Annotated in this window: 28 protein-coding genes; 21 read left to right on the top strand and 7 right to left on the bottom strand. The window is 70.8% G+C overall.

Features of this window, described 5'->3' with window-relative positions:
* From ASC77_RS25345 to ASC77_RS25315, 7 genes are all read right to left on the bottom strand, one after another.
* Positions 1–465 carry a MarR family winged helix-turn-helix transcriptional regulator gene (locus ASC77_RS25345; protein WP_235547984.1) on the bottom strand — a complete coding sequence of 155 codons (465 nt, stop codon included), beginning with the start codon at positions 463–465 and terminating at the stop codon, positions 1–3.
* Positions 462–2024: an MDR family MFS transporter gene (locus tag ASC77_RS25340; protein ID WP_056159956.1), complete on the bottom strand. Its 1563-nt coding sequence runs from the start codon at positions 2022–2024 to the stop codon at positions 462–464. The genes ASC77_RS25345 and ASC77_RS25340 overlap by 4 nt, the downstream gene beginning before the upstream one ends.
* 267 nt (positions 2025–2291) lie before the next feature.
* Entirely contained in the window at positions 2292–2528 is a 237-nt protein-coding gene (gene csrA, locus ASC77_RS25335) for a carbon storage regulator CsrA (RefSeq protein WP_056159954.1), read from the bottom strand.
* A gap of 36 nt (positions 2529–2564) precedes the next feature.
* A complete protein-coding gene (gene fliW, locus ASC77_RS25330; protein WP_056159950.1) occupies positions 2565–2984 on the bottom strand; it encodes a flagellar assembly protein FliW in 420 nt (139 codons plus the stop codon).
* A 68-nt stretch (positions 2985–3052) separates the two neighbouring features.
* Positions 3053–3958 carry a flagellar hook-associated protein FlgL gene (gene flgL / locus ASC77_RS25325; protein WP_056159948.1) on the bottom strand — a complete coding sequence of 302 codons (906 nt, stop codon included), beginning with the start codon at positions 3956–3958 and terminating at the stop codon, positions 3053–3055.
* On the bottom strand, positions 3958–5352 hold the full coding sequence (flgK, locus tag ASC77_RS25320) for a flagellar hook-associated protein FlgK (RefSeq protein ID WP_056159945.1): 1395 nt from the start codon (positions 5350–5352) through the stop codon (positions 3958–3960). Before flgK ends, flgL begins: the two co-directional genes overlap by 1 nt.
* 1 nt (position 5353) lies before the next feature.
* On the bottom strand, positions 5354–5830 hold the full coding sequence (locus ASC77_RS25315; protein WP_235547980.1) for a flagellar protein FlgN: 477 nt from the start codon (positions 5828–5830) through the stop codon (positions 5354–5356).
* A gap of 240 nt (positions 5831–6070) precedes the next feature.
* On the opposite strand from ASC77_RS25315, the gene ASC77_RS25310 reads away from it, so the two are divergent.
* The 21 genes from ASC77_RS25310 (at position 6071) to fliL (ending at position 23030) form a co-directional block, all read left to right on the top strand.
* Complete coding sequence (locus ASC77_RS25310) at positions 6071–6919, top strand: sigma-70 family RNA polymerase sigma factor (RefSeq protein ID WP_235547978.1); 849 nt, start codon at positions 6071–6073, stop codon at positions 6917–6919.
* 161 nt (positions 6920–7080) lie between these two features.
* Positions 7081–8211, top strand: a complete 1131-nt coding sequence (locus ASC77_RS27835; protein WP_056159943.1) for a flagellin — start codon at positions 7081–7083, stop codon at positions 8209–8211.
* Between the two features lie 127 nt (positions 8212–8338).
* Complete coding sequence (gene fliD / locus ASC77_RS25300; protein ID WP_056159940.1) at positions 8339–9685, top strand: flagellar filament capping protein FliD; 1347 nt, start codon at positions 8339–8341, stop codon at positions 9683–9685.
* Positions 9686–9740: 55 nt separating this feature from the next.
* Positions 9741–10127, top strand: coding sequence for a flagellar export chaperone FliS (fliS, locus tag ASC77_RS25295; RefSeq protein ID WP_056159936.1), 387 nt, complete (start codon positions 9741–9743; stop codon positions 10125–10127).
* Between the two features lie 10 nt (positions 10128–10137).
* Positions 10138–10464 carry a hypothetical protein gene (locus tag ASC77_RS25290; RefSeq protein WP_056159933.1) on the top strand — a complete coding sequence of 109 codons (327 nt, stop codon included), beginning with the start codon at positions 10138–10140 and terminating at the stop codon, positions 10462–10464.
* 156 nt (positions 10465–10620) lie between these two features.
* Positions 10621–10974, top strand: coding sequence for a flagellar basal body rod protein FlgB (locus ASC77_RS25285; RefSeq protein ID WP_056159930.1), 354 nt, complete (start codon positions 10621–10623; stop codon positions 10972–10974).
* The gene (locus tag ASC77_RS25280; RefSeq protein ID WP_056159927.1) at positions 10974–11366 is read left to right on the top strand and encodes a flagellar basal body rod protein FlgC; all 393 of its coding nucleotides are present in this window, start codon (positions 10974–10976) and stop codon (positions 11364–11366) included. Before ASC77_RS25285 ends, ASC77_RS25280 begins: the two co-directional genes overlap by 1 nt.
* Positions 11363–11695 carry a flagellar hook-basal body complex protein FliE gene (gene fliE / locus ASC77_RS25275; protein WP_056159924.1) on the top strand — a complete coding sequence of 111 codons (333 nt, stop codon included), beginning with the start codon at positions 11363–11365 and terminating at the stop codon, positions 11693–11695. The genes ASC77_RS25280 and fliE overlap by 4 nt, the downstream gene beginning before the upstream one ends.
* A complete protein-coding gene (fliF, locus tag ASC77_RS25270; RefSeq protein ID WP_056159921.1) occupies positions 11692–13296 on the top strand; it encodes a flagellar basal-body MS-ring/collar protein FliF in 1605 nt (534 codons plus the stop codon). The genes fliE and fliF overlap by 4 nt, the downstream gene beginning before the upstream one ends.
* Positions 13296–14306: a flagellar motor switch protein FliG gene (gene fliG / locus ASC77_RS25265; RefSeq protein ID WP_056159918.1), complete on the top strand. Its 1011-nt coding sequence runs from the start codon at positions 13296–13298 to the stop codon at positions 14304–14306. The genes fliF and fliG overlap by 1 nt, the downstream gene beginning before the upstream one ends.
* Positions 14299–14946, top strand: coding sequence for a FliH/SctL family protein (locus ASC77_RS25260; protein ID WP_056159915.1), 648 nt, complete (start codon positions 14299–14301; stop codon positions 14944–14946). The genes fliG and ASC77_RS25260 overlap by 8 nt, the downstream gene beginning before the upstream one ends.
* Positions 14943–16247 (top strand): FliI/YscN family ATPase, encoded by a 1305-nt coding sequence (locus tag ASC77_RS25255; protein ID WP_056159912.1) that lies wholly within the window; start codon positions 14943–14945, stop codon positions 16245–16247. The genes ASC77_RS25260 and ASC77_RS25255 overlap by 4 nt, the downstream gene beginning before the upstream one ends.
* Entirely contained in the window at positions 16244–16699 is a 456-nt protein-coding gene (fliJ, locus tag ASC77_RS25250; protein WP_056159909.1) for a flagellar export protein FliJ, read from the top strand. The genes ASC77_RS25255 and fliJ overlap by 4 nt, the downstream gene beginning before the upstream one ends.
* Positions 16696–17655 (top strand): transglycosylase SLT domain-containing protein, encoded by a 960-nt coding sequence (locus tag ASC77_RS25245; protein WP_056159906.1) that lies wholly within the window; start codon positions 16696–16698, stop codon positions 17653–17655. The genes fliJ and ASC77_RS25245 overlap by 4 nt, the downstream gene beginning before the upstream one ends.
* Positions 17652–19019, top strand: coding sequence for a flagellar hook-length control protein FliK (locus ASC77_RS25240; RefSeq protein WP_056159901.1), 1368 nt, complete (start codon positions 17652–17654; stop codon positions 19017–19019). The genes ASC77_RS25245 and ASC77_RS25240 overlap by 4 nt, the downstream gene beginning before the upstream one ends.
* A gap of 9 nt (positions 19020–19028) precedes the next feature.
* On the top strand, positions 19029–19472 hold the full coding sequence (locus tag ASC77_RS25235; RefSeq protein ID WP_056159898.1) for a flagellar hook assembly protein FlgD: 444 nt from the start codon (positions 19029–19031) through the stop codon (positions 19470–19472).
* Between the two features lie 43 nt (positions 19473–19515).
* A complete protein-coding gene (locus tag ASC77_RS25230; RefSeq protein ID WP_056159897.1) occupies positions 19516–20373 on the top strand; it encodes a flagellar hook-basal body complex protein in 858 nt (285 codons plus the stop codon).
* A 138-nt stretch (positions 20374–20511) separates the two neighbouring features.
* On the top strand, positions 20512–20826 hold the full coding sequence (locus ASC77_RS25225) for a flagellar FlbD family protein (protein WP_056159894.1): 315 nt from the start codon (positions 20512–20514) through the stop codon (positions 20824–20826).
* A complete protein-coding gene (locus ASC77_RS25220) occupies positions 20826–21593 on the top strand; it encodes a motility protein A (protein WP_056159891.1) in 768 nt (255 codons plus the stop codon). The genes ASC77_RS25225 and ASC77_RS25220 overlap by 1 nt, the downstream gene beginning before the upstream one ends.
* Before the next feature lies 1 nt (position 21594).
* On the top strand, positions 21595–22596 hold the full coding sequence (locus ASC77_RS25215) for a flagellar motor protein MotB (protein WP_056159889.1): 1002 nt from the start codon (positions 21595–21597) through the stop codon (positions 22594–22596).
* On the top strand, positions 22593–23030 hold the full coding sequence (fliL, locus tag ASC77_RS25210) for a flagellar basal body-associated protein FliL (RefSeq protein ID WP_056159886.1): 438 nt from the start codon (positions 22593–22595) through the stop codon (positions 23028–23030). Before ASC77_RS25215 ends, fliL begins: the two co-directional genes overlap by 4 nt.
* Positions 23031–23161 lie beyond the last annotated feature (131 nt).

Genomic DNA, 23161 nt, shown 5'->3' with positions numbered 1-23161 from the left:
TCAGGCGTCCAGCGCGGCGTTGTAGCTGGCGAGCATCCGGACGAACTCCGACAGGTCCTGCTCGGGCCAGTCGCCGAGCCGGTCGTCGAGCCAGCGGCGTCGGTCCTCGTTGACCTCGGCGATCCGGACGGCGGCGTCGGCGGTCACCGAGACCAGCGTCGCGCGGCCGTCCGCGGGGTCCGGACTGCGGTCGACCAGGCCCAGGTCCAGCAGGTGCTGGACCTGGCGGCTGATCGCGCCCTTGTCGATGCCGAACGACTCCGCCATCGCGGACGCGCGCTGCGCGCCGTGCTGGTTGAGCCAGGTGAGCATCAGGTACGACGAGGACTGGAGCTCCGGGTGGACCGAGCGGGCCCGCTCCCCGATGACCCGCCGGATCCGGCGGATCATCACGCCGACCTCCTGCTCGAGCCCGCCGAGCAGGTCGGCGCGAACCGTCTCCGGCGCGACCTGGCCGGTGGTCACCGCACCGTCTCCTTCTCGATCTCCTGCTCGACCGCGTGGTGCAGCTCGGCGGCGACCAGCGGCGACGCGGCGACCTCGGCGTCCAGGTTGGAGGTGCGCAGCGGGACCTCCTTGATGAAGAGCACGCAGATCAGGGCGATCAGGGCGAACGGCGTCGCCACCAGGAAGATGTGACCGAAGGCCTCACCGAAGGCGTGCTCCACGAACATCAGCGCCTGGCCCGAGAGCGTGCTCAGGTCGGGCACGTCGTGGCTCTGGTGGGTCGAGGCGCCGCCGGTCTCGGTCGCGAGGTTGCTCGCGACCTGGTGGGTCAGGATCGCGCCGAGGACGGACACGCCGATCGACCCGCCCATCGAGCGGAAGAACGCGACGACCGCGCTGGCCGAACCCATGTCGGACATCTTGACGTTGTTCTGCACCGAAAGCACGAGGTTCTGCATCGTGGCGCCGAGGCCGATGCCGAGGATCGCCATGAAGGTGCCGATCGCGACCAGGCTGGTCGTCTCGTCCACGGTGCTCAGCAGGGCGACGCCGATGACGACCAGGACCATGCCACCGACCAGCCAGCGCTTCCAGCGGCCGGTGTCACTGATGATCCGTCCGGACACGACGCTCGAGATCGACAGGCCGCCGACCATCGCGATCGACATCAGGCCGGCCTCGGTCGGGCTCATCCCGCGGGCGGTCTGGAAGTACTGGCTCAGGTAGACGGTCGAGCCGAACATCGCGACGCCGATGGCCACCGAGGCGGTGGTCGCGAGAGCGATCGTGCGGTCCTTGAAGAGGCGCAGCGGGATCACCGGCTCGGCCGCGACCCGCGCCTCGACGTACACCGCGGTGGCGATGACCGCGAGGCCGGCCACCACGAGCAGGACGGAGGTGGCGGAGGCCCAGGCGAACTGGTTGCCGGCCAGGCTGACCCAGATCAGCAGGATCGAGACGCCGGCGACGATCAGGGTGGCCCCGAGGTAGTCGATCTGGACCGGACGCTTGACGACCGGCAGGTGCAGGGTCTTCTGGAGCAGGAAGAACGCGATCACGGCGAACGGCAGGCCGACGAAGAAGCAGCCGCGCCAGCCGAGCGCGGAGTCCACGATCACGCCACCGATGAGGGGGCCGCTGACCGTGGCGAGCGCGAAGACGGCGCCCATGTAGCCGGAGTAGCGGCCGCGCTCGCGCGGGGTCACCATCGTGGCGATCACGACCTGCACCAGCGCCGTCAGTCCGCCGACGCCGAGACCCTGGACCACGCGGGCGCCGATCAGCACCTCCATCGAGGGGGCGAGTGCCGCGATCAGCGAGCCGATCGTGTAGATCACGAGGGCCAGCTGGACCAGCAGCTTCTTGCTGAAGAGGTCGGAGAGCTTGCCCCAGATCGGGGTGGTGGCGGTCATCGCGAGCATCGTCGCGACCACCACCCAGGTGTAGCCCGTCTGGCTGCCGTGCAGGTCGCTGACGATGCGCGGGAGGGCGTTGGTGACGACGGTGCTGGAGAGCATCGCCACGAACATCGCCAGCAGCAGGCCGCTGAGGGCCTCGAGGATCTGACGGTGCGTCATCTGACCGGACTCCGCCGCCGAGGCGGGGGTCGCGGACGCGGGTGCTGCGGGGGCGGGTGACGCCTGGGACACGGAAGCTCGATTCACGATCGATAGAAGGTTGCCAACGGCAACTATATTCCCGGGTCGTTGCCACCGGCAACCAAAATGGAGCGTGGGGCGGGCCACAGCGGAGGGGTAGTCCCTGACGATTCGGTCCTCGTGCGTGCCCCCGGCGGACCGTTCCGTCAGGGACTACCCCGACGGCCCGGCGGTGAGGTCAGGAGGTCAGTCGCGGTCGCGGCCGAGCGCCTGGGAGAGCTGGGCGACGAGGTCGTCGCTCGGCGAGGCCGCGTTGCGGTTGCTCTCCTCGAGCTGGGCGAGCAGCTCGGCGCGGTGCACCTTGAGAGATCGGGGCGCGTCGATGCCGATCCGGACCACGTCGCCACGGACCTCCAGGACCGTGACCGTGATGTCCTCGCCCAGGACGATGGACTCGCCCGCCCGGCGACTCAGAACCAGCATGTGTCCACCGTAGCCGAGGTCGGCCAGCAGACCGTCTCAGGAACCACCGAGGAGGGGCGCGGCGACCGGCAGACCGGGCTCGTCGAGCACCACCTGGCCGGCGCGTCGGGTGATCGGGTTGACCAGCAGCGGGGCGGCGAGGTTGGCGGTCGTCTCGTGCAGGCCGCTCCCGGCGTTGAGCACCAGGAGCACCAGCACGTCGGCCGCCGACTCGATCCCCAGGTCCACCACGACGTCGTCGCCCACCTCGGGCGCGTAGTCGGGGAAGAACGCACCGGGCGGTACGACGAGGAAGCGCAGGCCGGGCTCGTCGAGCGAGGTGAGGCTGCACAGGTCGCTCGCACCGTCGAGCTGCACGAGGGCGAACCGACGGTGGTCGGGGAAGCCCGGCAGCGGGCGCACCATGTCGATCACAGGGATCTCGATGGCGTGGTGCTCGGCCACAGTGCCTCCCACAGTCTCTCCCTCAGTGTCTCCGTCGGCTCGGTCGGGAGCGGCCATCATGCCAAGGGCGGGCGTCATCGTCATCGCAGGAAGTCCAAAAGGCTCGGCTGAAGCACCTTCGACGTCGCTCCCAGGGCCGCCTGGTAGGCGACGGACTGGAGACCGAGCTCGACGGTGGCCTTGGCGAGGTCGACGTTCTCGACCTCCGACAGGGCGTTCTTCAGGGTGAGGGTGGCGCTGTCGGCGACGCTGCGGGCGTTCTCGACACGCACGGTGCGGGCACCGATGTCGGACCGGACGTTCGCGATCCGGTCACCATCGGTCTTGAGACCGTCGACCGCGGCCGAGATGCCGGCCTGGTCGTTGGTCTTCAACGCGGTCGACAGGGCGTCGAGCCGGTCGAAGACGGAGTTCGGCGAGGTGCCGAAGACGTCGGGGCCCTCGACGTCGATCCGCACCCGGGCCCCCTCGGCGATGGTGCGTACGACGCCGGCGCCGGCGCCGATCGTGGTGGGGTCGGCGAGGGTGCCGTCCGGGTTGTAGGCCTTGGAGCCGGCGGTGACGCCGCCGAAGATCGGGCGGTCGAGGTACTGCGCGTTCGCGGAGCTGATCAGGCCCGCGCGGATCTGGTCGACCTCGGTCGCCAGGGCCGCCCGCGCCTCGGGGCCCATCGCGCCGGTGTTGGCACCCTGGAGCGCGATGTCGCGCGCACGGCTGACCTGGTCGCCCATCGTCGAGAGCGTGCCGTCCGTCTGGTCGAGCCAGCCGACGGCGTCGTCCGCGTTGCGGACGAACTGCTGCTGGTTGGAGAGCGACGACCGGATCCGCATCGCGGTGGTCGCACCGGTCGGGTCGTCCGAGGGGCGGTTGATCAGCCGACCGGTGGTCAGCTGCTCCTGCGCCTTGGCCACCCGGTCCATGGCGGACTGCATGCCGCTGAACGACTGGTGGCTCAGCATGTTCTGGGTCATCCGGACCAGCGTCATCAGCGACCCACCATCCCGGTGCGGTTGATGAGGGTGTCGAGGATCTGGTCGACCGTGGTCATGACCCGGGCCGCCGCCTCGTAGGAGCGCTGCGCCATCACCATGTTCACCGTCTCCTCGTCGATGCTCACACCGGTGAGCTGCTCGCGCGCCGAGTCGACCTGGGTCGACATCGCGCGCTGGTTGTCCGACAGCCGCTGCACGGAGGCGACGGAGCTGCCGAAGCCGTTGACCAGGCGCTGGTAGCCGTCCTGGATCTTGATCGAGTCGGCGAGACCCGCGGCGTTCCCGGTGTCCGTGTTGCCGCCGGCGAGGCCGGAGACCGCGATCTTGTCCTTGGTGGCGATCACCGTGAGCGACCCGGCAGGGTCGGCCGCGTTGTAGGCGAAGAAGTCGGTGCCGGGGTTGCCGGCGGCGTCGTACCCGAGCTTGTGGGCTGTGTTGAACGAGGTGGCGAGCTGGGTCACCAGCGCGTCGAGCCCCGCCGCGTAGTCGGGAAGGACCGTGTCGATCAGCTCGACGCTGGCGGCCAGGTCGCCGCTCGGCGGCGTGACCGCGACGGCCGTGCCGGTCGGCGGCTGGAGCTGGAAGGTCACCGGGTTGCCGTCGGCGGTGCCGTCGGGGTTGATGCCGGTCGCGATCTTCAGCGTCGAGGCGTCCTTGCCCGTCACCAGGGACTGGCCGCCGAGGGACACGTCCATGCCGCCGTCCGAGCGCACGGTCGCGGTCGCGCCGGTCAGCTCCGAGAGCCGTAGCGCGAGCTGGTCGCGGGTGTCCATGAGGGTCGCGGTGTCGCTGCCGCCACCGCTGGAGGTGGAGATCGTCAGGTTGGTGGACGCCAGCTGCTTCGCGACGTCGTTGACCTCCTGGACGGTGGCGAGCACGCGGGCGCGCTGGTCGCCGAGCTCGTCCTGGAGGTTGTGCTTCTGGATGTTGAACGCGTCCGCGAGGCTTGCGGCGCTCGAGAGCACCTGGCTGCGGGCCGCGTCGGTGTTCGGCGCGTTGTTGAGGTCCTCGAGGCTCTTCTTGAACTCCTCGACCGCATTGGCGACACCGTTCTCGGACGGCTCGGCGATCCCGGTCTCCACCCGGGACATGGCGGCCGCCTTGAGGTCCAGGTAGGTCTGCCGGGCGTGCTCGCGACGGACGCGGGTGTCGAGCAGCGGGTCGACGAGGCGCTCCACGCCGGCCGACTGCACGCCGCTGCCGATCTCGTTCGACCGGGACCACACGGCCGGGGCCGCGGCGGCACCCACCGTCTGGCCGACGACGCGGCGCCGTACGTAGCCGTCGGTCGAGGCGTTGGCGATGTTGGTGCTCGCGATGTCGAGCGCGGCCTGCTGGTAGCGCAGGGCCGACAGCGCCGTGTTGATCGAGGAGAAGGCGCCTCCCATCTCACAGGCTCCGGTCGAGCACCGCGCTGCGCGCGTCGCCACGGGCCACCGAGCCCGCGGACGTGTACGTCGCCGAGCCCTGGTCGATCCCGAGCAGGGTGTCCTGGGTGGCCCGCAGGCCGGCGACGATCAGGGCGCGGTTGGTCTGCGCCACCCGGGCGATCTCCTCCGTCAGCGCCAGGAAGGTGTCCCGGTGCTCGGTGAGGATGCCGCTCCAGGGCTCGGCGGACGCCGCGATCAGGTCGTTCAGGCTGGCGTTCGGCGGCAGGCCGGCGGACTCGGCGGCCTCGTCGGCGGCGACGGCGCGCGCGATCTCGAGGTCGCGGAGCGCGGCGGACGCGGCGTCGACGTCGTTCGCGGCGTGGGCGAGCCAGCGCGTCCGGCCGGTCGACATGACCACTGCTTCCACCTCGAGGCGGTAGAGCAGGGCCTCGAGGAGCTCGCGCTCCCTCCACAGGACCCAGGTCAGCTTCTCCACGTCTCTCCCAGGGATGTCGATGGTCCAGACCAGCCGCGCGGGTCGGCGGCGGTGACAGGGGGTCCATCGGCGGACCCCTGAGCCGTCCTGAGAGAAAGGGCCGAGAAAGTTTCGCCCGAGCGTGCGATTTCTGGTTCTAAACCTCGATGTGACCAGGGTCACCGTGTCGCAGCGGTAAAAGGTTCAAGATCTCTGCCAGATATGCGGACACGCCCGTTCATGAAATGCACAATATGCAATGTGACCCATGACAACGACGTGCCGCAGAGCACCGAGGACCTGATCGTCCTCCACGTGCCCCTGGTCGGCCACATCGTTCGCGAGACGATGGCTCGGGTGCCGTCCCATGTCGACCGCGACGACCTCAGCTCCGCAGGCCTCGCCGCGCTCGTGCAGGCCGCCCGTTCGTACGACGCCGAGCGCGGGGTGCCGTTCAACCGGTACGCCAGCACCCGGATCCGGGGAGCGATCCTCGACGAGCTCCGGAGCATCGACTGGGCCTCCCGCTCCGTACGACGTCGGGCCCGCGAGCTCGACGCCACCCGCTCGCAGCTGGCGACCGTCCTCGGCCGGACGGCCACGACGTCCGAGGTCGCGCACGCGTCCGGGATGAGCACCGACGAGATCGCCGCCAACGAGGAGGACGTGGCCCGCGCGCAGGTCCTCTCCCTGCACGCCTCCGAGGACGACTCCCTCGGCGAGAGCCTCGTCAGCAGCTCCCCGACGCCCGAGGCGATCCTCGAGCAGCGCGAGAAGCTGACCTACATGACCGAGGCGATCGCCGAGCTGCCCGAGCGCCTGCGTCACGTCGTCGAGCAGTACTTCCTCGCCGAGCGGCCGATGGCGGAGATCGCCGCCACCCTCGGCGTCACCGAGTCCCGCGTCTCGCAGCTGCGCGCCGAGGCGCTCGTGCTCCTGCGTGACGCCCTCAACAACGCGCTCGAGCCGGACCTGGTCCCCGAGGCCCCGCGCCCTGGCGGCGCCGCGGCCCGCCGGCGCGAGGCCTACTTCGCAGCCGTCGCCGCCCGCCACGCCGTGGGTCTGCGCGGGTACGCCGGCGATCACGCCCGGGTGAACGCCAGCGCCTGACACCCGCGCCCGCAGGGCACCGGTCACCACCTGAGGGGGTCGCCGCAGAATCTCGAAAAATTCTGCGCCGATCCCCTCAGGCGTCTCCGGCCCCCGCCGATCTACTCGTCGCAGGAGCCCACGGACGGGCTCCATCGACTCGAATCCAGGAAGGAACCATCATGAGTCTCCGTATCAACCAGAACATCGACGCCCTCAACTCCTACCGCAACCTGTCGGTCACCCAGGGCCAGATGTCCAAGTCGCTCGAGAAGCTGTCCAGCGGCTACCGCATCAACCGGGCCGCGGACGACGCCGCCGGTCTGGCCATCTCCGAGGGCCTGCGCTCGCAGGTCGGCGGTATCAAGGTCGCCACGCGCAACGCCCAGGACGGCGTCAGCGTCGTGCAGACCGCTGAAGGCGCGCTGACGGAGACCCACTCCATCCTGCAGCGCATGCGTGACCTGGCCGTGCAGTCGGGCAACGACTCCAACGACCAGACCTCGCGTGACGCGATCCAGTCCGAGTCCGCCGCGCTCAACAAGGAGCTCGACCGGATCGCCAGCAAGACCACCTTCAACAACATCAACCTGCTCGACGGCTCGTTCAAGGGCAAGGACTTCCAGGTCGGCTACGCGTCGGGCGACACCATCCAGGTGGACGTGGTCTCCACGGCCGCCCAGGGCGTCAAGGCGACGTACGCCAACGGCGCGGCCAGCACCACGGCCGCGACCGCCACGTTCGCCGCCGGTGGCGTGTCCGTCACCACGGCCGCGCTCACCGCGAGCACCGACTCGACCAACATCGCGGGTCAGCTCAACAACGACAAGGCGTTCGCCACGGCCTTCACCGCCACGGTCACCTCGACCGGTGGCCTGGAGATCAAGTCGAAGAACGCGGCCCTCTCGGCCACCGCGATCACCGTCACCGGTGGTCTCGCCGGCACGAAGACCGACACGGCCAACGCCACCGGCACCGGTGGGTTCAGCTCCACCGACCTCGGCGTCAACACGGTCGACCTGTCCACCAAGAGCGGTGCCACCTCGGCGATCACCGCGATCGACGGCGCCATCAAGGCGGTCTCGACCTCGCGTGCAAACCTGGGTGCTCTCCAGAACCGCTTCGAGCACACCATCAACAACCTGTCGGTCACCCAGGAGAACCTCTCGGCCTCCGAGAGCCGCATCCGCGACACCGACATGGCCTCCGAGATGATGAGCTTCACCCGCTCGCAGATCCTCTCGCAGGCGGGCACGGCGATGCTGTCCCAGGCCAACCAGGCCCCGCAGGGCGTCCTCTCCCTGCTGCGCTGATCTCGCCGGCGCGTCGGCCGGAGGCTGACGCGCCGCCGAACCTCGGTCCCCGGGGGAGCAACCCTCCCCCGGGGACCGTTCGGGCCTCCGGGCCCCTCACCCCCGCCCGAGCAGGAGGAGCAGCCCCGTGGCCAGCGCAACCAGCAGCATCAGCGGTCTCGCCAGCGGTCTCGACACCGCCAGCATCATCGACCAGCTCATGCAACTGGAGACGGTGCCGCAGGACAAGCTCAAGACCTCCCAGGACAAAGAGAACACCGTCCTCTCGGCTCTCCGCTCGCTCAACACGGACACCGCGCTGCTCGCCAGCAAGGCCGCGACCCTGGCCAAGACCTCGACCTGGCAGACCCTCCAGGGCACGTCGACCGGGACCGGTGTCTCGGTCGCCGTCACCGACAAGGCCAGTCCGGCGTCGTTCTCGCTGACGGTCGACCGCCTCGCCACCACCCACCAGCTGGGCTTCAGCACGGGCGCGGCGCTCACCGATGTCGTCGCCGGGTCGCAGATCAAGATCACCGGCAGCGACGGGGTCGCGCACAGCATCTCGGTCGGCGGCGGCACGCTGCAGGAGATGGTCACCGCCATCAACGGCTCCACCGCCGACACCGGGGTGAAGGCGACGGCCGTGAAGGTCTCCGACGGCAGCTACCGGCTGATCGCCGAGTCGACCAAGACGGGCGCCGCCTCGGCCTTCACGCTCACCAAGGACGACGGGTCCGCCCTCCTCGGGGGCGCAGCGGTCCGGACCGGGACCGACGCCCAGATCAGCATGGGCCTCGGCATCACGGCGACGTCCGCGACCAACACCTTCACCGACATCGTCCCGGGGACCAGCGTCACGCTCGACCCGACGACGGCGATCGGCACCACCTCGACGATCACCGTCAAGCAGAACAGCTCGGGCATCGCGGCGTCGGTCGGCTCCTTCGTCGACCAAATCAACGCGCTGCTCACCAAGATCGACACCCAGACGGCCGTCAAGACCGACACCGCCGCCGCCGGCGTCCTCGTCGGCGACCCGACGGCCCGGGCCCTGCGGGACCAGCTCCTCAACACGGTCTTCGGGGACAGCACGACCTCCATGGCGTCGTACGGCGTCCAGACCGACCGCTACGGCAAGCTGGTCTTCGACGCCACGGCGTTCCAGAAGGCGTACGACGCCGACCCGGCCGGCACGGCGGCGAAGTTCACCTCGGGCGCGACCCCGGCACAGGACGGCTGGGTCGCGCGCGTCTCCTCGGTCACGAAGGGTGCCAGCGACAGCCTCGACGGCACGTTCGCCAACGCGATCAACGGGCACACCACGACGGTGACCCGACTGCAGAAGAGCATCGAGGACTGGGACACCCGCCTCGAGCTCCGACGCACCAGCCTCGAGCGGCAGTACACCGCGCTCGAGACCGCCCTCTCCACCCTGCAGAGCCAGAGCACGTGGCTCTCCAGCCAGATCTCCAGCCTGCCGACGTACTCCTGATCCCAGCTCCTCCCCCGCTCGACCACCCCTCATCGTGACCACGGAAGGAAAACCGATGACGATCCTCAACCCGCGTGACACCTACCTCGCCGCCTCCGTCTCGACCGCGACGCCGTCACAGCTGCTCGTCATGCTGTACGAGCGCCTGGTCCTCGACGTCCAGCGGGCCACCGACGCGCTGCGTCGGGGCGAGCCCAGCCAGGCCCACGAGCCGCTGCTGCACGCGCAGGAGATCGTCCTCGAGCTGAACGCCAGCCTCGACGTGGACGCGTGGGACGGGGCACCCGGCCTGGCCTCGCTGTACGACTACCTGCACCACGAGCTGGTCAAGGCCAACATGGCCAAGGACCTGAAGGTCACCGAGTTCTGCCTGCACGTGGTCGAGACGCTGCGCGACACCTGGCGCGAGGCGGCCGGCTCGCTGCTCGCCCAGACGGCCTGAGCACCCGGGGATGGGCACCGCGATGAACGAGGACCGCCACCACCTGCACTGGGCGACCGCGCTCGACCGCCTCGAGCTGGAGGTCATCCTCGCGGAGCGTCGCCTCCTGGACCCGAGCCGGCCGGCGTCGGACCCGTGGGACGAGCCCGAGCTCGAGGGGCCCATCCCCCACGACCTGCGGGACCGGGCGGTGGCGCTGCGGGAGCGGCAGCACCGGGTGCGGGTCGAGATGACCGCACTCCTCGGCACGATCGGGCGTCAGCACGACTTCGCGAACCGCGTCGACCGTGCCACCCGGACCACCGGTCGCTCGGTCTACCTCGACGTCACGACCTGAATCTCCGCCTCCGGAAGACACGCCGAGAACTTCGGACTTTTTTCTTCCAGATTTCCTCAAGCAGGGCGAGCGCCCGCCGATCAACTCCCCTGAGCAAGGATCGCTCCACCCCGCCGACGGAACGGCAACCCACCTCGCATTCCTCGGAGGCTTGGCGTGTCGTTCCACCTGTCCGATCCTGTCGGCGCGATCCTGGGATCCGCACTCGACGGCATCGCCCTGCGTCAGCGAGTCATCGCTGACAACATCGCGAATGTCGACACCCCGCACTACCGCGCGAGCAGTGTCGACTTCGAGAGCAGCCTGCGCTCCGCGATCGCCTCGGGTAGCCCCGACGGCACGATCGCGCCGACGCTGACCGCCACCGACACCCCCGTGGGCGCCAACGACAACAACGTCGACCTCCGCAAGGAGACGCTCGCCGCGGTCCAGTCGCAGTTCCAGTACCAGATGATCACGCGCGCCACGAGCGACCGCTTCGACCTCATCAAGACCGTGGCGGCCTCCTGATGGGCGCCTTCGACATGCTGAGCATCGCCGGCTCCTCGATGGGCATGCACCAGACCTGGCTCGACTCGCTCGCGAACAACATCGCGAACGTCAACACCGTCGTGTCCACCAGCCAGACCGCCTTCCAGACGCAGACGCCGATCGTGCGCGCGCTGGCCGGCGGTGGCGTCGAGGTCGCGGGCCTCGCCCTCAGCGACCCCAACGGCCGGCTCGTGTCCGACCCCGGCAACCCGATGGCCGACGCCGACGGCTACGTCCGCGCCCCCGAGGACGACCTCGCCACCCAGATGACGAGCCTGGTCATGGCCCAGCGCGGCTTCCAGGCCTCGGTGCAGGTCACCAAGGACGCCCAGGACACCTACCGCAGCGCCCTCGAGATCGGCCGCCGATGAGTGTCTCCGGGATCGAGTCGATCGGCTTCCAGCCGTACGTCGCGCCAACGATGTCGCCGTCCTCCGTCACCACGCTGTCGGGGACGTCGGGCACGAAGGCCGCCGGCGGTGCGTTCGGCGACATGGTGCTCGACGGCCTGGACCGCCTCGAGTCCGTCCAGGACAAGTCGGACAAGCTCGCCGTCCAGGCCGCCACCGGTGACCTGAACGACATCCACGACTACACCGTCGCCGCAACCGAGGCCTCGGTCACTGCCCAGCTGACCGTCGCCGTGCGCAACCGTGCGCTCGAGGCGTTCAACGAGATCATGCGGATGCCCATCGGATGAAGCAGAACCTCTCCCGCACGCTCACCCGCCTGCGGACCACCTTCATGTCCCTCACGCTGGGGCAGCGCATGGTCGCCGTGGTCGGCACCGCCGCCCTGCTCCTCGCGGCGTTCATGGTGTTCCGCTGGGTGTCGACCCCCAACTATGCGCCGCTCTACAGCAACCTCGCCGCCGAGGACGCCTCGGCGGTCGTCGACGAGCTCACTGCCGAAGGGGTGCCGTACGAGCTGGCCGACGGCGGCAGCACGATCATGGTGCCGCGGGACAAGGTCTACTCGACGCGGATCACGCTCTCGGGCCAGGGCCTGCCCGCCAACAGCTCGGACGGCGGCTACTCGATCCTGGACGGCCAGGACATGACGACGTCCGACTTCCAGGAGCAGACCGACTTCAAGCGGGCCATGGAGGGCGAGCTCACCAAGACCATCGAGGCCGTCGACGGCGTGAACACCGCCGTCGTCCACCTCGCGATGCCGGAGAAGAAGGTGTTCTCCGACGAGCAGGACCCGACCACCGCCTCGGTGCTCCTCGACACGTCCGCCGGCACCACGATGGACGCCGAGAAGGTCCAGGCGATCGTCAACCTGGTCGCCTCCAGCATCGACGGCCTGGACCCGGCGAACGTCACCGTCGCCGACTCGTCCGGCAAGGTCCTCTCCACCGAGGGCGCCGCCGGCGGCGTCGGGGCGGGCACCCAGTCGCAGGCCGTCACCGACTACCAGAACCGCAAGACCGCGCAGATCCAGGCGATGCTGGACCGCGTTCTCGGCCCCGGCAACTCGACCGTCCAGGTCTCCGCCGACCTCGACTTCGACAAGGCGATCCAGGAGTCGACGACGTACGCCGCCAACAAGAAGGTGCCGCCGCTCTCCGAGTCGACCAGCAAGGAGAGCTACACCGGCGACGCCACCGCGGGTGGCAGCACCGGCGTCGTCGGGCCGGACGGCCAGATGGACTCCACCGGCACCGTGTCGGGCACCGGGTCGAACGGGTCGAGCTACGTCAAGGAGTCCGCGACCAAGGACAACGCGGTCGAGACGACCAAGGAGCACCGCGAGGCGGCGCCCGGCAGCGTCCGCTCGCTGCACATCGGCGTCGTGGTCGACCCGAGCGCCAACCCCGGTGTCGACACGGTCGGCCTCAAGCAGCTGATCTCCGCGACCGTCGGCATCAACACCGCGCGCGGCGACACCGTCGACGTCTCGTCGATCGCGTTCGACCGTACGGCGGACACGGCCGCCGCCGCCGAGCTCGCCGCCGCCAACAAGGCCAAGGCCGACGCCCAGCGCTGGTCGATGATCCGCAACGGTGGCATCGCCGTCGCCGTCCTCGCGATGCTGCTGCTCGCCTGGCTGCGCGCCCGGCGCGGCAAGAAGGCTCGCGAGGAGCGCACCGAGTACCTGGTCGAGCAGCTCCGTCAGGACGCGGCGGCCCGAGCCGCCACGGCCGCGGCGCTCGAGCCGGCCCCGGCCGTCGCCGCACTGGAGACCGCAGAGCAGGCTGCCAACGACGAGCTCAAGCGTGAGATCGCCGCCCTCGCCGAACGTCAGCCCGACGAGATCGCCACGCTGCTCCGCGGCTGGCTGGTGGAGCGGTCCTGATGAACCTCGCCTCGCTCGGCGTCCGCAAGGCCGCCATCATCCTGATCCAGCTCGGCCGCGACAAGGCCGGAGAGGTGCTCAGCCACCTCTCCGACAGCGAGGTGGAGGCGATCTCCGCGGAGATCGCCCGGCTCGACGTCGTCGACGCCGCCGAGAGCGGTGCCGTCCTGTCCGAGTTCACGGAGATGGCGACCGCTCGCGCCAACATCGCGCACGGCGGCCTCGCCTTCGCGCGCACCATGCTCGAGCAGTCGCTCGGCTCCGAGCGCGCCAACGAGATCATGGACCGCCTCCAGGCGGCCGCGGTGAAGATGCCGTTCCAGTTCCTCCACCGCGCCGACCCCAGCCAGGTCCGCACCTTCATCGCGGAGGAGCACCCGCAGGTCATCGCGCTGGTGCTGGCGCACATGACGCCCGACAAGGCGTCGATGGTCATCGCCGGACTGCCGCCCAACCTCCAGGCCGAGATCGCCCACCGGATCGCGGTCATGGACCGGACGACGCCGGAGATCATCCGGGCGGTCGAGGCCAACCTGGAGCGCAAGCTCTCCTCGGTGCTCCAGCCGTCGGAGCTGTCCCAGGTCGGCGGCGTCGACCCCCTGGTCAACATCATCAACCGCTCCGACCGCGTCACCGAGCGCGCCATCGTCGAGGGCCTCGAGACCCTCGACGCCGAGCTCGCCGACGAGGTCCGCAGCCGGATGTTCATGTTCGAGGACATCGTCCACCTCGACGACCGCTCGGTGCAGCTCGTGCTGCGCCAGGTCAACGAGGCCGAGCTCGCCCTCGCCCTCAAGGGCGTCAGCGAGTCGGTGCGCTCCAAGATCACCTCCAACCTCTCCACCCGTGCGGCCGAGACCCTCATCGAGGAGGTCGAGCTGCTGGGCGCCGTCCGCCTGACCCAGGTCGAGGAGGCGCAGCAGGGCGTGATCCGCAAGATCCGCCAGCTCGAGGAGCAGGGCCAGATCATGGTCCACCGCAGCGGCAGCGAGGAGGAGCTCGTTGTCTGAGGCGCTTTCCTACCCCGACCTCCGCCACGGCCACTGGACCCGGCTCGGCGACGAGCGCATCCTCGGCGACGGCGCGACCGAGGCCGTCCTCGGCCGGCTGGCCGAACGCACCCGCGCCGCCGCCCAGGCGCAGGGGTACGCCGTCGGCTGGTCCGAGGGCCAGCAGGCGGCGCTCCGGCGCGGACTCGAGGAGGCGGCCGCGGCCGCCGCCGACGCCGAGCGTCGCGAGCAGGCGCGGGCCCGCGAGCACGCCGCGGCCGTCGCCGGCCTGCACGCGGCGGCTGCCGCCGTCGCGGCCTCCGCCCAGGAGGTCTGCACCCGGATCGCCGACCAGGCCACCGACCTCGCGTTCGAGGTCATCGAGACCCTGCTCGGCCACGAGCTCGCGGCCAGCACGGACCCCGGCGCCGGAGTCGTCGCCCGGGTGCTCGCCGTGCTCCCGAAGGACCCGGCCACGACCGTGCGCCTGCACCCGGCGACCGCCACGTCGATCGCCGTCGCCGAGCTCGACACGGTCGGCGTCGAGGTCGTCGCCGACGCGACCCTCGACCTCCACGACGCGATCGTCGAGACCAGCACGACGGCTGTCGACCTGCGCCTCGCCCAGGCGGTCGACCGGCTGCGCGAGGCGCTGTCATGACGACGTTGACCGTCGACCACCTGTCCGCGGCGCGCGCCGCCGTCGTACCCCAGCGCCTCGGCCGGGTCTCCGGCCTCCTCGGCCTGCGGGTCACCGTGTCCGGTGTCTCCGCGGCGCTCGGCGACCTCCTCGAGGTCCGCGGCGCAGCCGGCCCGGTGCCGGTCGAGGTCGTCGCGAGCGAGTACGGCGTCCTCACCTGCCTGCCTCTCGCCGAGACCACCGGCCTGCGCGTGGGCGACCACGTCGAGGCCAGCGGGCTCGGCCTGCGCATCGCCGTCGGCGAGCAGCTGCGCGGACGCGTGCTCGACGGCCTCGGCCGGCCGATCGACGGCGGGCCGTCGCTCGGTCACCTGCCCCAGGTCGTCGTCAACAACGAGACCCCCAACGCCCTGCTGCGACCGCGCATCGACCAGCAGCTGAGCCTCGGCGTCCGGGCCATGGACTCGCTGACGGCCTGCGGCCGCGGCCAGCGCCTCGGCATCATGGCCGGCTCCGGTGTCGGCAAGTCCAGCCTGCTCTCGATGATCGCCCGCGGGACCGACGCCGAGATCTCCGTGATCGCTCTCATCGGCGAGCGTGGCCGCGAGGTCCGCGAGTTCCTGGAGAACGACCTCGGCCCCGAGGGCCTGGCCCGCTCGATCGTGGTCGTGGCGACCTCGGACGAGCCGCCCGTGGTGCGGCTACGGGCGGCGTTCGTCGCCACCCGGATCGCCGAGTGGTTCCGCGACGCCGGCCGCGACGTCGTCCTGATGATGGACAGCCTCACCCGCGTGGCGCTGGCCCAGCGCGAGATCGGTCTCTCGGCCGGCGAGCCGCCCGCCACCCGTGGCTTCCCGCCCAGCGTCTTCGCGATGCTGCCGCAGCTGCTCGAGCGCGCGGGCACGTCGCCGTCGGGCAGCATCACCGGTCTCTACACCGTCCTCGTCGAGGGCGACGACATGCAGGACCCGATCGGCGACGCCGCGCGGTCCATCCTCGACGGCCACATCGTGCTGACCCGCGAGCTCGCGACGTCGGGCCACTTCCCCAGCATCGACGTGCTCGAGTCGATCTCGCGCGTCTCCGCGATCGTCTCGCCGACCGGCAAGCAGGACGCCCAGCGGCTGCGCCGGCTGCTCGCCGCGCACCGCAACGTCAAGGAGCTCGTCGAGATCGGCGCCTACGCGCCGGGCAGCGACCCCGACGCCGACCTCGCGCTGGCGCTGATGCCCGCGATCGAGGCCTTCCTGCGCCAGGACATGGACGACGCCACCCCCGCGGCCGACACCTGGGCCGCCCTCCACCAGCTGGTGACCACATGAGTCGCCGGCAGGGGAACCTCGGCGGCCTGGTGCGGCTACGCAGCGTGCGCGAGCGGGACAGCCGCATCGGCCTCGCCACGGCGCTCCAGGAGGAGCGCGAGGCGGCCGTCAAGGTCGCCGACCTCGAGCAGCTGCTGGCGAATCTGCCGATGCCGGCCACCTTCGACCTGACCGCCTTCCACGGCCGCCAGCACACGGTCGAGATGATCCGCACCGCGCTGGCCCACGGGCGCACCACCCTCGAGACGTCGCGCGACGTGACCGCCGCCGCCCGGGACCGCTGGCTCGCCGACCGCAGCCGACTGGCCGCCGTCGAGTCGCTGGTCGAGCGACGGGCCGCCGCCGTCCGCGCCGAGCGCGCCCGCCGGGAGACCCGCGAGCTCGACGAGGTCGCCCAGGAGATGTGGCGCCGGCGTACCGACGTCACCGTTGCGGGCGGAGGTGTGCGATGAGCGTCTCCGACGTCACGAGCCGGATCTCCCAGATCCAGGCCCAGATCGCGCTGCTGAAGCCGGCGAGCAGCACCAGCTCGACGGCGTTCTCCGGTGCGCTGAGCGACGCCACCGCGACGTCGACGTCCACCACCACCTCCACGGGTACGGCGAAGGGCGACGCCGTCGTCGAGGACGCCCGCAAGTACCTCGGCGTCCCCTACGTGTGGGGCGGCACCGACCCCGACAAGGGGCTCGACTGCTCGGGACTCGTGCAGAAGGTCTACTCCGACCTGGGCTACGACCTGCCGCGCGTCTCCTACCAGCAGGCCGAGGCGGGCCGCCCCGTCGCGTCCCTCGCCGACGCCCAGCCCGGCGACATCCTCGCCTTCGGGTCCCCCGTGCACCACGTCGCGATCTACGTCGGCGAGAACCAGATGATCGAGGCGCCCCGCCCCGGCCTGGACGTGCGCCTCGGCCCGATCTACGAGACCCCCACCGCCATCCGGCGCGTCGTCCCCGACGCCGGGACGGCCTCGGCCGGCTCCGTCGGTGTCGGCGGCGTCGGCGGGGTCGGCACGTCCGGTCGCGTCGCCGCGGGCACGCCGTACGCCTCGCTCTTCGAGAGCGCCGCGGCGAAGTACGGCGTCGGCGCCGACCTGCTCTCCGCGGTGGCGAAGCAGGAGTCCGGCTACAACCCGCGCGCCACCAGCTCCGCCGGCGCGCAGGGCCTGATGCAGCTGATGCCGGGCACCGCCCAGGGCCTCGGCGTCACCAACGCCTTCGACCCCGCCCAGGCCGTCGACGGCGCTGCGCGCCTGCTCAGCAGCCTGCTCGACCGCTTCGGCAGCACCCCGCTCGCGCTCGCGGCGTACAACGCCGGGCCGGGTGCCGTGCTCCGGTACGACGGCATCCCGCCGTACGCCGAGACCCAGAACTACGTCCGCTCCGTCATGTCGACGCTGGAGGCAGCATGAACCCCACGACTCTCCTGACCGGTCTCGGTGCCGCCATCGCCGCCGACCCCGCGCTCGGCGGCGCCAGCAGCCAGGGCCGCGAGTCGGCTCCCGGCAGCGGTGACCTGTTCCTCGCCCTGGTGAGCGGTCTGCTCACCGGCGACGCCACCGCCGACCCGGACGCCGGCGCGGCGACCGCGACCGGCACACCCACCGCCGCGACGCCGACCGGCGAGGACGTGGCCGCAGCCGCCACGGAGATCGAGGCGCCGGTCGTCACGACCGCGCCCGCCGATCTCTCCGCCCTGCCTGTCGTGCCCGCCCTCCCGGTCGCACCCGGAGCGGGGGACGTCACCGCTCCTGCACCGGTCTCGGACGAGACGGAGGAGACGGACAAGACCGACACCGCGCTGGCGATGCTGCCGACCGCGATCGTGATGGCGCCCTTCATCGCTCCGGTCGCCGCTCCGGTCACCGCCGCGGCGACCGGGGCTGCGGACCCGGCGGCCACCACCGTCGACGCCACGACCTCCACGACCGCCACGACCGCTGCCCCCGTCCCCGCCGTCACCGCGGACGCCGACGGTGCCGCCCAGCCGGGCGCCGGCGACAGCCACGCCGACGACCGGGCCCGGGACGGTGCGGCCCGGCCGACGACCGACGCCACGGCCTCGGTGCCTGCGTCGGCACCGGCACCGGCCGCGGCGGACGCACCGTCCGCCGTCGTCGGGACGGCCGCTCCGCGGACCGAGGTCCGGACCGACACCACCCCCACCCAGGCCCCGGCGGTCGCGGCCGCCGCTGCCGTCGCGCCGACCGCCGCACCCGCCCCGGTGACCGCGTCGACCGCCTCCCCCGACCTCCCCCGGGTCGCCGACCAGGTCTTCCCGGAGGTGCTCCGCGTCGCGACGAACGCCGAGACCGGCACGAGCCGCGTCGTCGTCAAGCTCAACCCCGAGTCGCTCGGCGAGGTCCGGGTCGTGCTCACGCAGCGGGGCGGCGAGCTCGAGGTCAGCCTCGCGGCCGGCTCCGACGCGCGCCGCGCGCTCACCGAGGGCGCCCCCGAGCTGCGTCGCCTGCTCGAGTCCGTCGGCCGGACCGACTCGAGGATCCTGATCCGCGACCTCCCGACCGGCACCGCCCCCACCCCGCCCGTCGTACCCGCCACCTCCGCGGCGACGCGCACCGATGTCTCGACCGACCTGGCCGGAGGGGCCTGGTCGGGAGCCGGACGCCCTGGTGGCGAGCCGGCACCGGACCGGGAGAGCTCCCGGCACCACCCTGGAAGCAGTACTGCCACGGACGGCATCCCGAACGCGACGACACCGTCGCGTCCCATCCAGACGGTCGGCCGGCAGCTCGCCGGTCTCGACCTGAGCATGTGAGGAGCGGCGATGTCCGTCCCGGCAACTGAGGCCGTCACGAGCACGGGTCTCTACCAGCCCGCCACGACGACGGGGAGCAGCTCCGACAAGGAGATGTTCTTGAATCTGATGGTGGCGCAGCTGCGCTACCAGGACCCGATGAACCCGACCGACTCGGGCCAGATGATGGCCCAGAACGCCCAGTTCACGGCGCTCGAGAAGATGCAGGACGTCGCCGACCAGACGGCCGCCCTGCTCTCGGCGCAGGTCTCGTTCGGCGCGGCCGGCATGGTCGGCAAGAACGTCACCTACATGAACCAGGACGGGACCACCACGTCCGGCCTCGTCGGCTCGGTGACGTACGACGCGAGCGGTCCGATGCTCGTCGTCGGCGGCGCCAGCGTCTCCCTCGGCCAGGTCCAGTCCATCTCGGCGACCGCCACCGCGCCCACGGCACCTGCCGCGGCGAGCTGACCACCACCCCAGAATCCGTACTTCCGAATCCAGGAGAACCACCATGCTTCGTTCCCTCTTCGCCGGCATCAGCGGCCTGCGCGTCAACCAGGTCATGCTCGACGTGACCGGCAACAACATCGCCAACGCCAACACCGTCGGCTTCAAGTCCAGCTCGACCGTCTTCTCCGACACCCTGTCGCAGATGCTCACCTCGAGCTCCGCGCCCGACGCCACCAACGGGCGCGGCGGCAGCAACCCGATCCAGGTCGGCCTCGGCGTCCAGCTGGCCGCGACCAACACCAACTTCAACCAGGGCTCGAACCAGACCACGGGCCGGGTCACGGACCTGATGATCCAGGGCGACGGCCTGTTCGTCGTGCAGAAGGGCAACGACCAGGTCTACACCCGCGCCGGCGCCTTCTCCTTCGACCGGTCCGGCAACCTGGTGGCTCCGGGCGGCGGCCTGGTGCAGGGCTACACGACCTTCGATGCCTCCGGGAACCACACCGGCACCACCGGCAAGATCACCCTCCCGACCGATGACGGCGCGACTCCCACGCCGCACGCGCTGAAGTCCTACGAGATCGGCTCCGACGGCAAGATCACCGCGACCTTCGACGACGACAGCACCTCCGTGGTCGCCCAGATCGCGCTCGCCAACTTCACCAACCCGATGGGTCTGGAGAAGGTCGGCGGCACCAGCTTCCGCGCCACCGCCAACTCCGGAGCCGTCGACCTCGGCGTCGCCGGCGAGGGCAGCCGCGGCGAGCTCGTCCCCGGCTCGGTCGAGATGTCGAACGTCGACCTGGCCGCCGAGTTCACCAACCTGATCCTGGCCCAGCGCGGCTTCCAGGCGAGCTCGCGCGTGATCACCACGTCCGACCAGGTCCTCGAGGAGCTCGTCAACATCAAGCGCTGATCGCGCCGCCACCGCGGGCGCCGCCACCGGCGCCCGCGGTGGATCGCGTCACACCCCTCAGGTCGCACCGGACATCGCCGATGGACACCTCGAGTCGCCACGGACGGCGCTCTCGGCAAGGCCCAAGGACGGTGCAACATGATCACGCTCACGCGACTCTCGGGGACGAAGTTCGCCCTCAACTGCGACCTGATCGAGCGCGTCGACGCCACTCCGGACACGGTGGTCACGCTCGTCGACGGCAAGAAGTACGTCGTCCTGGAGTCCCTCGACGACGTCCTCACGTCGGTACGCCGCCACCGCGGCGAGGTGCTCGCCATGAGCACGGCGATCGACCTCGACATGTGGGCGCGCCACAACGCGCGTCCCACCCATCTCGGCACGGTGTCCGAGCATCCGACGGCCCGGCTGGGGCTGACCCCGGTCGACACGGCCGACGAAGCGGAGGGCTGATGGACCCGGCAACCATGATCGGCGTCATCGGGGCGCTGGTCTTCATCGTCGTCGCCAACGTGATGGAGGGCGGCAACCCGATGAGCCTGATCGTCATCGCGCCGATCCTGCTCGTCGTGGGCGGCACGATCATGATCTCGATGGCCGGCGGCACCATGGGCGACACCAAGCTCGCCGTCCGCGGTCTCGTCAAGGCCTTCACCGGGTCCGCCGGCAGCGCCGCGGCTCTCGTCCCGACCCTGGTCTCCCTGTCGGAGAAGGCCCGTCGCGAGGGTCTGCTCGCCCTCGAGGACGCTCTGGGCGACGTCGACGAGCCGTTCCTGTCCCGCGGCCTCACCCTCGCCATCGACGGCACCGACCCCGAGGAGGTCCGCGACATCCTCGAGGCCGAGGTCGTCGCCGTGAAGGCGGAGGCCAAGCAGGCGGCCAAGTTCTTCAACGCCGCCGGCGCCTACGCGCCCACCATCGGCATCATCGGCACGGTCATGGGCCTCGTGCACGTGCTCGAGAACCTGGCCGAGCCCGAGAAGCTCGGTCACCTCATCGCCGGCGCCTTCATCGCCACGCTGTGGGGCGTCATGTCGGCCAACGTGTTCTTCCTGCCCGTCGGCGCCCGGATCGCCCGGCTCGGCGAGCTCGAGGCGGCGCGGATGGAGCTGATCATCGAGGGCATCGCAGCGCTCCAGGCCGGCTCCAACCCGCGGGTCGTCGCCCAGCGGCTCCAGTCGCTGCTCCCCGCCGACCAGCGCGAGCCCGAGGCGGCCTGACATGAGCTCTGCCAAGGGTCGTCGCAAGAAGCACGAGGAGCACGAGGAGCACGAGAACCACGAGCGCTGGCTGGTCACCTACGCCGACATGCTCACGCTGCTCATGGTGCTCTTCATCGTCATGTTCGCGATGAGCTCGGTGGACCAGAAGAAGTACAACGCGCTGAAGAACGGCCTCGCCGAGGGCTTCGGCGCCGACAGCTCCTTCATGAAGGGCTCCGACTCGATCCTCGAGGGCCACCTCGAGGAGGCGTCGAACCCCGAGCTCGAGGGCACCCAGATCTTCCAGTCCCTGTCCCCGGCCGGCCAGGCGATGGTCACCCAGGCGCTCAAGGAGGAACGGCGCAAGAGCAAGCAGGCGTCGTACGACGCCGCGGCCACCGAGGCGAGCCGGCTGAAGGAGGCCGAGCAGAAGCTCAAGGCGGCGCTCAAGAAGCGGGGCCTCGCCGACGACGTGTCGACCACCATCGACGAGCGCGGTCTGGTCGTCAGCCTCGTGTCGCGCCACGTGGTGTTCCAGCCCAACATCGCGCAGCTCAGCCCCCGGGGCCAGGAGGTCGTCGACACCCTCGCGCCGGTCCTCCACGACCTGGGCAACGACCTGCGCATCGACGGGCACACCAACCAGGCGGCCGGCCCGCCCAAGTACTACGCGACCGACTGGGACCTGTCGGCCGCCCGCGCGCTGTCGGTGCTGCGTCGCCTCAACGAGGTGGCGGGCATCCCCGGCGCCCGCCTGTCGCTGGCGGCGTTCGGCCACGAGAAGCCGCTGATCAGCCCGGTGCTGCCGGGCTCGCAGGACATCAACAAGCGGGTGGACATCGTGGTCCTCCCGAACGTCGGCCAGGACGCGCAGCAGCTGCTCAAGGAGGCCGCGAGGGCCAAGGCCGGCGCGACCGTCACGGCCGCGAGCAACAAGACCAGCACCGACACCAGCACCAGCACCAGCGATGAGACCGACGCCGCGAGCGCCGGTCACGACTCCGAGGGGGGACACGAATGAGCGCGACCGCCGAGAAGGCGCCCGAGAAGACCGCGGACGACGACAAGAAGAAGGGTAGCAAGAAGAAGCTGATCATCATCGTGGTGGCGCTGCTCCTCGTCGGCGGCGCTGTCTACTGGTTCTTCCTGAAGCCGGCCGGGCCGACCCCGCCGCCGGAGCCGGGCGAGATCGTGACCATGGACGCGACCCAGATCAACCTGGCCGACACCCACTACCTGCGGCTGGGGCTGGCGCTGCAGCTGACCACGACCGCGCACGAGGTCGACGGCAGCAAGGCCCTCGACGCGGCGATCGAGCTCTTCAGCGGCAAGAAGCTCGAGCAGATCGAGGGCCACAAGCGGGTCGCCCTGAAGGCGAAGCTCGTCAAGGAGCTCGACCACCTCTACCACGGGGACGTGATGGACGTGTACTTCACCGAGTTCGTGACCCAGTGACGGGCCCGGGCGGGACCGAACCGATGACCAGGTGATCCAACTCACTTCCACACGTTTCCTCAGGTAGGGGCGAACGGGGCCGATCCGTCCTTTCGTGCCGCCCTCAGACAGTTCCGACGCACACCCCGGCG

This window comes from Nocardioides sp. Root1257 (assembly GCF_001425175.1).
Classification (GTDB): domain Bacteria; phylum Actinomycetota; class Actinomycetes; order Propionibacteriales; family Nocardioidaceae; genus Nocardioides.
The sequence above is the reverse complement of the archived record's forward strand: the minus strand, read 5'-3'. Positions and strand labels throughout refer to the sequence as shown.

Coding starts and splice junctions, on each gene's coding strand:
- ASC77_RS25340 (WP_056159956.1), bottom strand. CDS start 2,024: ATGACGCACCGTCAGATCCTCGAGGCCCTCAGCGGCCTGCTGCTGGCG.
- csrA (WP_056159954.1), bottom strand. CDS start 2,528: ATGCTGGTTCTGAGTCGCCGGGCGGGCGAGTCCATCGTCCTGGGCGAG.
- flgL (WP_056159948.1), bottom strand. CDS start 3,958: ATGACGCTGGTCCGGATGACCCAGAACATGCTGAGCCACCAGTCGTTC.
- flgK (WP_056159945.1), bottom strand. CDS start 5,352: ATGGGAGGCGCCTTCTCCTCGATCAACACGGCGCTGTCGGCCCTGCGC.
- ASC77_RS27835 (WP_056159943.1), top strand. CDS start 7,081: ATGAGTCTCCGTATCAACCAGAACATCGACGCCCTCAACTCCTACCGC.
- fliS (WP_056159936.1), top strand. CDS start 9,741: ATGACGATCCTCAACCCGCGTGACACCTACCTCGCCGCCTCCGTCTCG.
- ASC77_RS25290 (WP_056159933.1), top strand. CDS start 10,138: ATGGGCACCGCGATGAACGAGGACCGCCACCACCTGCACTGGGCGACC.
- ASC77_RS25280 (WP_056159927.1), top strand. CDS start 10,974: ATGGGCGCCTTCGACATGCTGAGCATCGCCGGCTCCTCGATGGGCATG.
- fliE (WP_056159924.1), top strand. CDS start 11,363: ATGAGTGTCTCCGGGATCGAGTCGATCGGCTTCCAGCCGTACGTCGCG.
- fliF (WP_056159921.1), top strand. CDS start 11,692: ATGAAGCAGAACCTCTCCCGCACGCTCACCCGCCTGCGGACCACCTTC.
- fliG (WP_056159918.1), top strand. CDS start 13,296: ATGAACCTCGCCTCGCTCGGCGTCCGCAAGGCCGCCATCATCCTGATC.
- ASC77_RS25255 (WP_056159912.1), top strand. CDS start 14,943: ATGACGACGTTGACCGTCGACCACCTGTCCGCGGCGCGCGCCGCCGTC.
- fliJ (WP_056159909.1), top strand. CDS start 16,244: ATGAGTCGCCGGCAGGGGAACCTCGGCGGCCTGGTGCGGCTACGCAGC.
- ASC77_RS25245 (WP_056159906.1), top strand. CDS start 16,696: ATGAGCGTCTCCGACGTCACGAGCCGGATCTCCCAGATCCAGGCCCAG.
- ASC77_RS25240 (WP_056159901.1), top strand. CDS start 17,652: ATGAACCCCACGACTCTCCTGACCGGTCTCGGTGCCGCCATCGCCGCC.
- ASC77_RS25235 (WP_056159898.1), top strand. CDS start 19,029: ATGTCCGTCCCGGCAACTGAGGCCGTCACGAGCACGGGTCTCTACCAG.
- ASC77_RS25230 (WP_056159897.1), top strand. CDS start 19,516: ATGCTTCGTTCCCTCTTCGCCGGCATCAGCGGCCTGCGCGTCAACCAG.
- ASC77_RS25225 (WP_056159894.1), top strand. CDS start 20,512: ATGATCACGCTCACGCGACTCTCGGGGACGAAGTTCGCCCTCAACTGC.
- ASC77_RS25220 (WP_056159891.1), top strand. CDS start 20,826: ATGGACCCGGCAACCATGATCGGCGTCATCGGGGCGCTGGTCTTCATC.
- ASC77_RS25215 (WP_056159889.1), top strand. CDS start 21,595: ATGAGCTCTGCCAAGGGTCGTCGCAAGAAGCACGAGGAGCACGAGGAG.
- fliL (WP_056159886.1), top strand. CDS start 22,593: ATGAGCGCGACCGCCGAGAAGGCGCCCGAGAAGACCGCGGACGACGAC.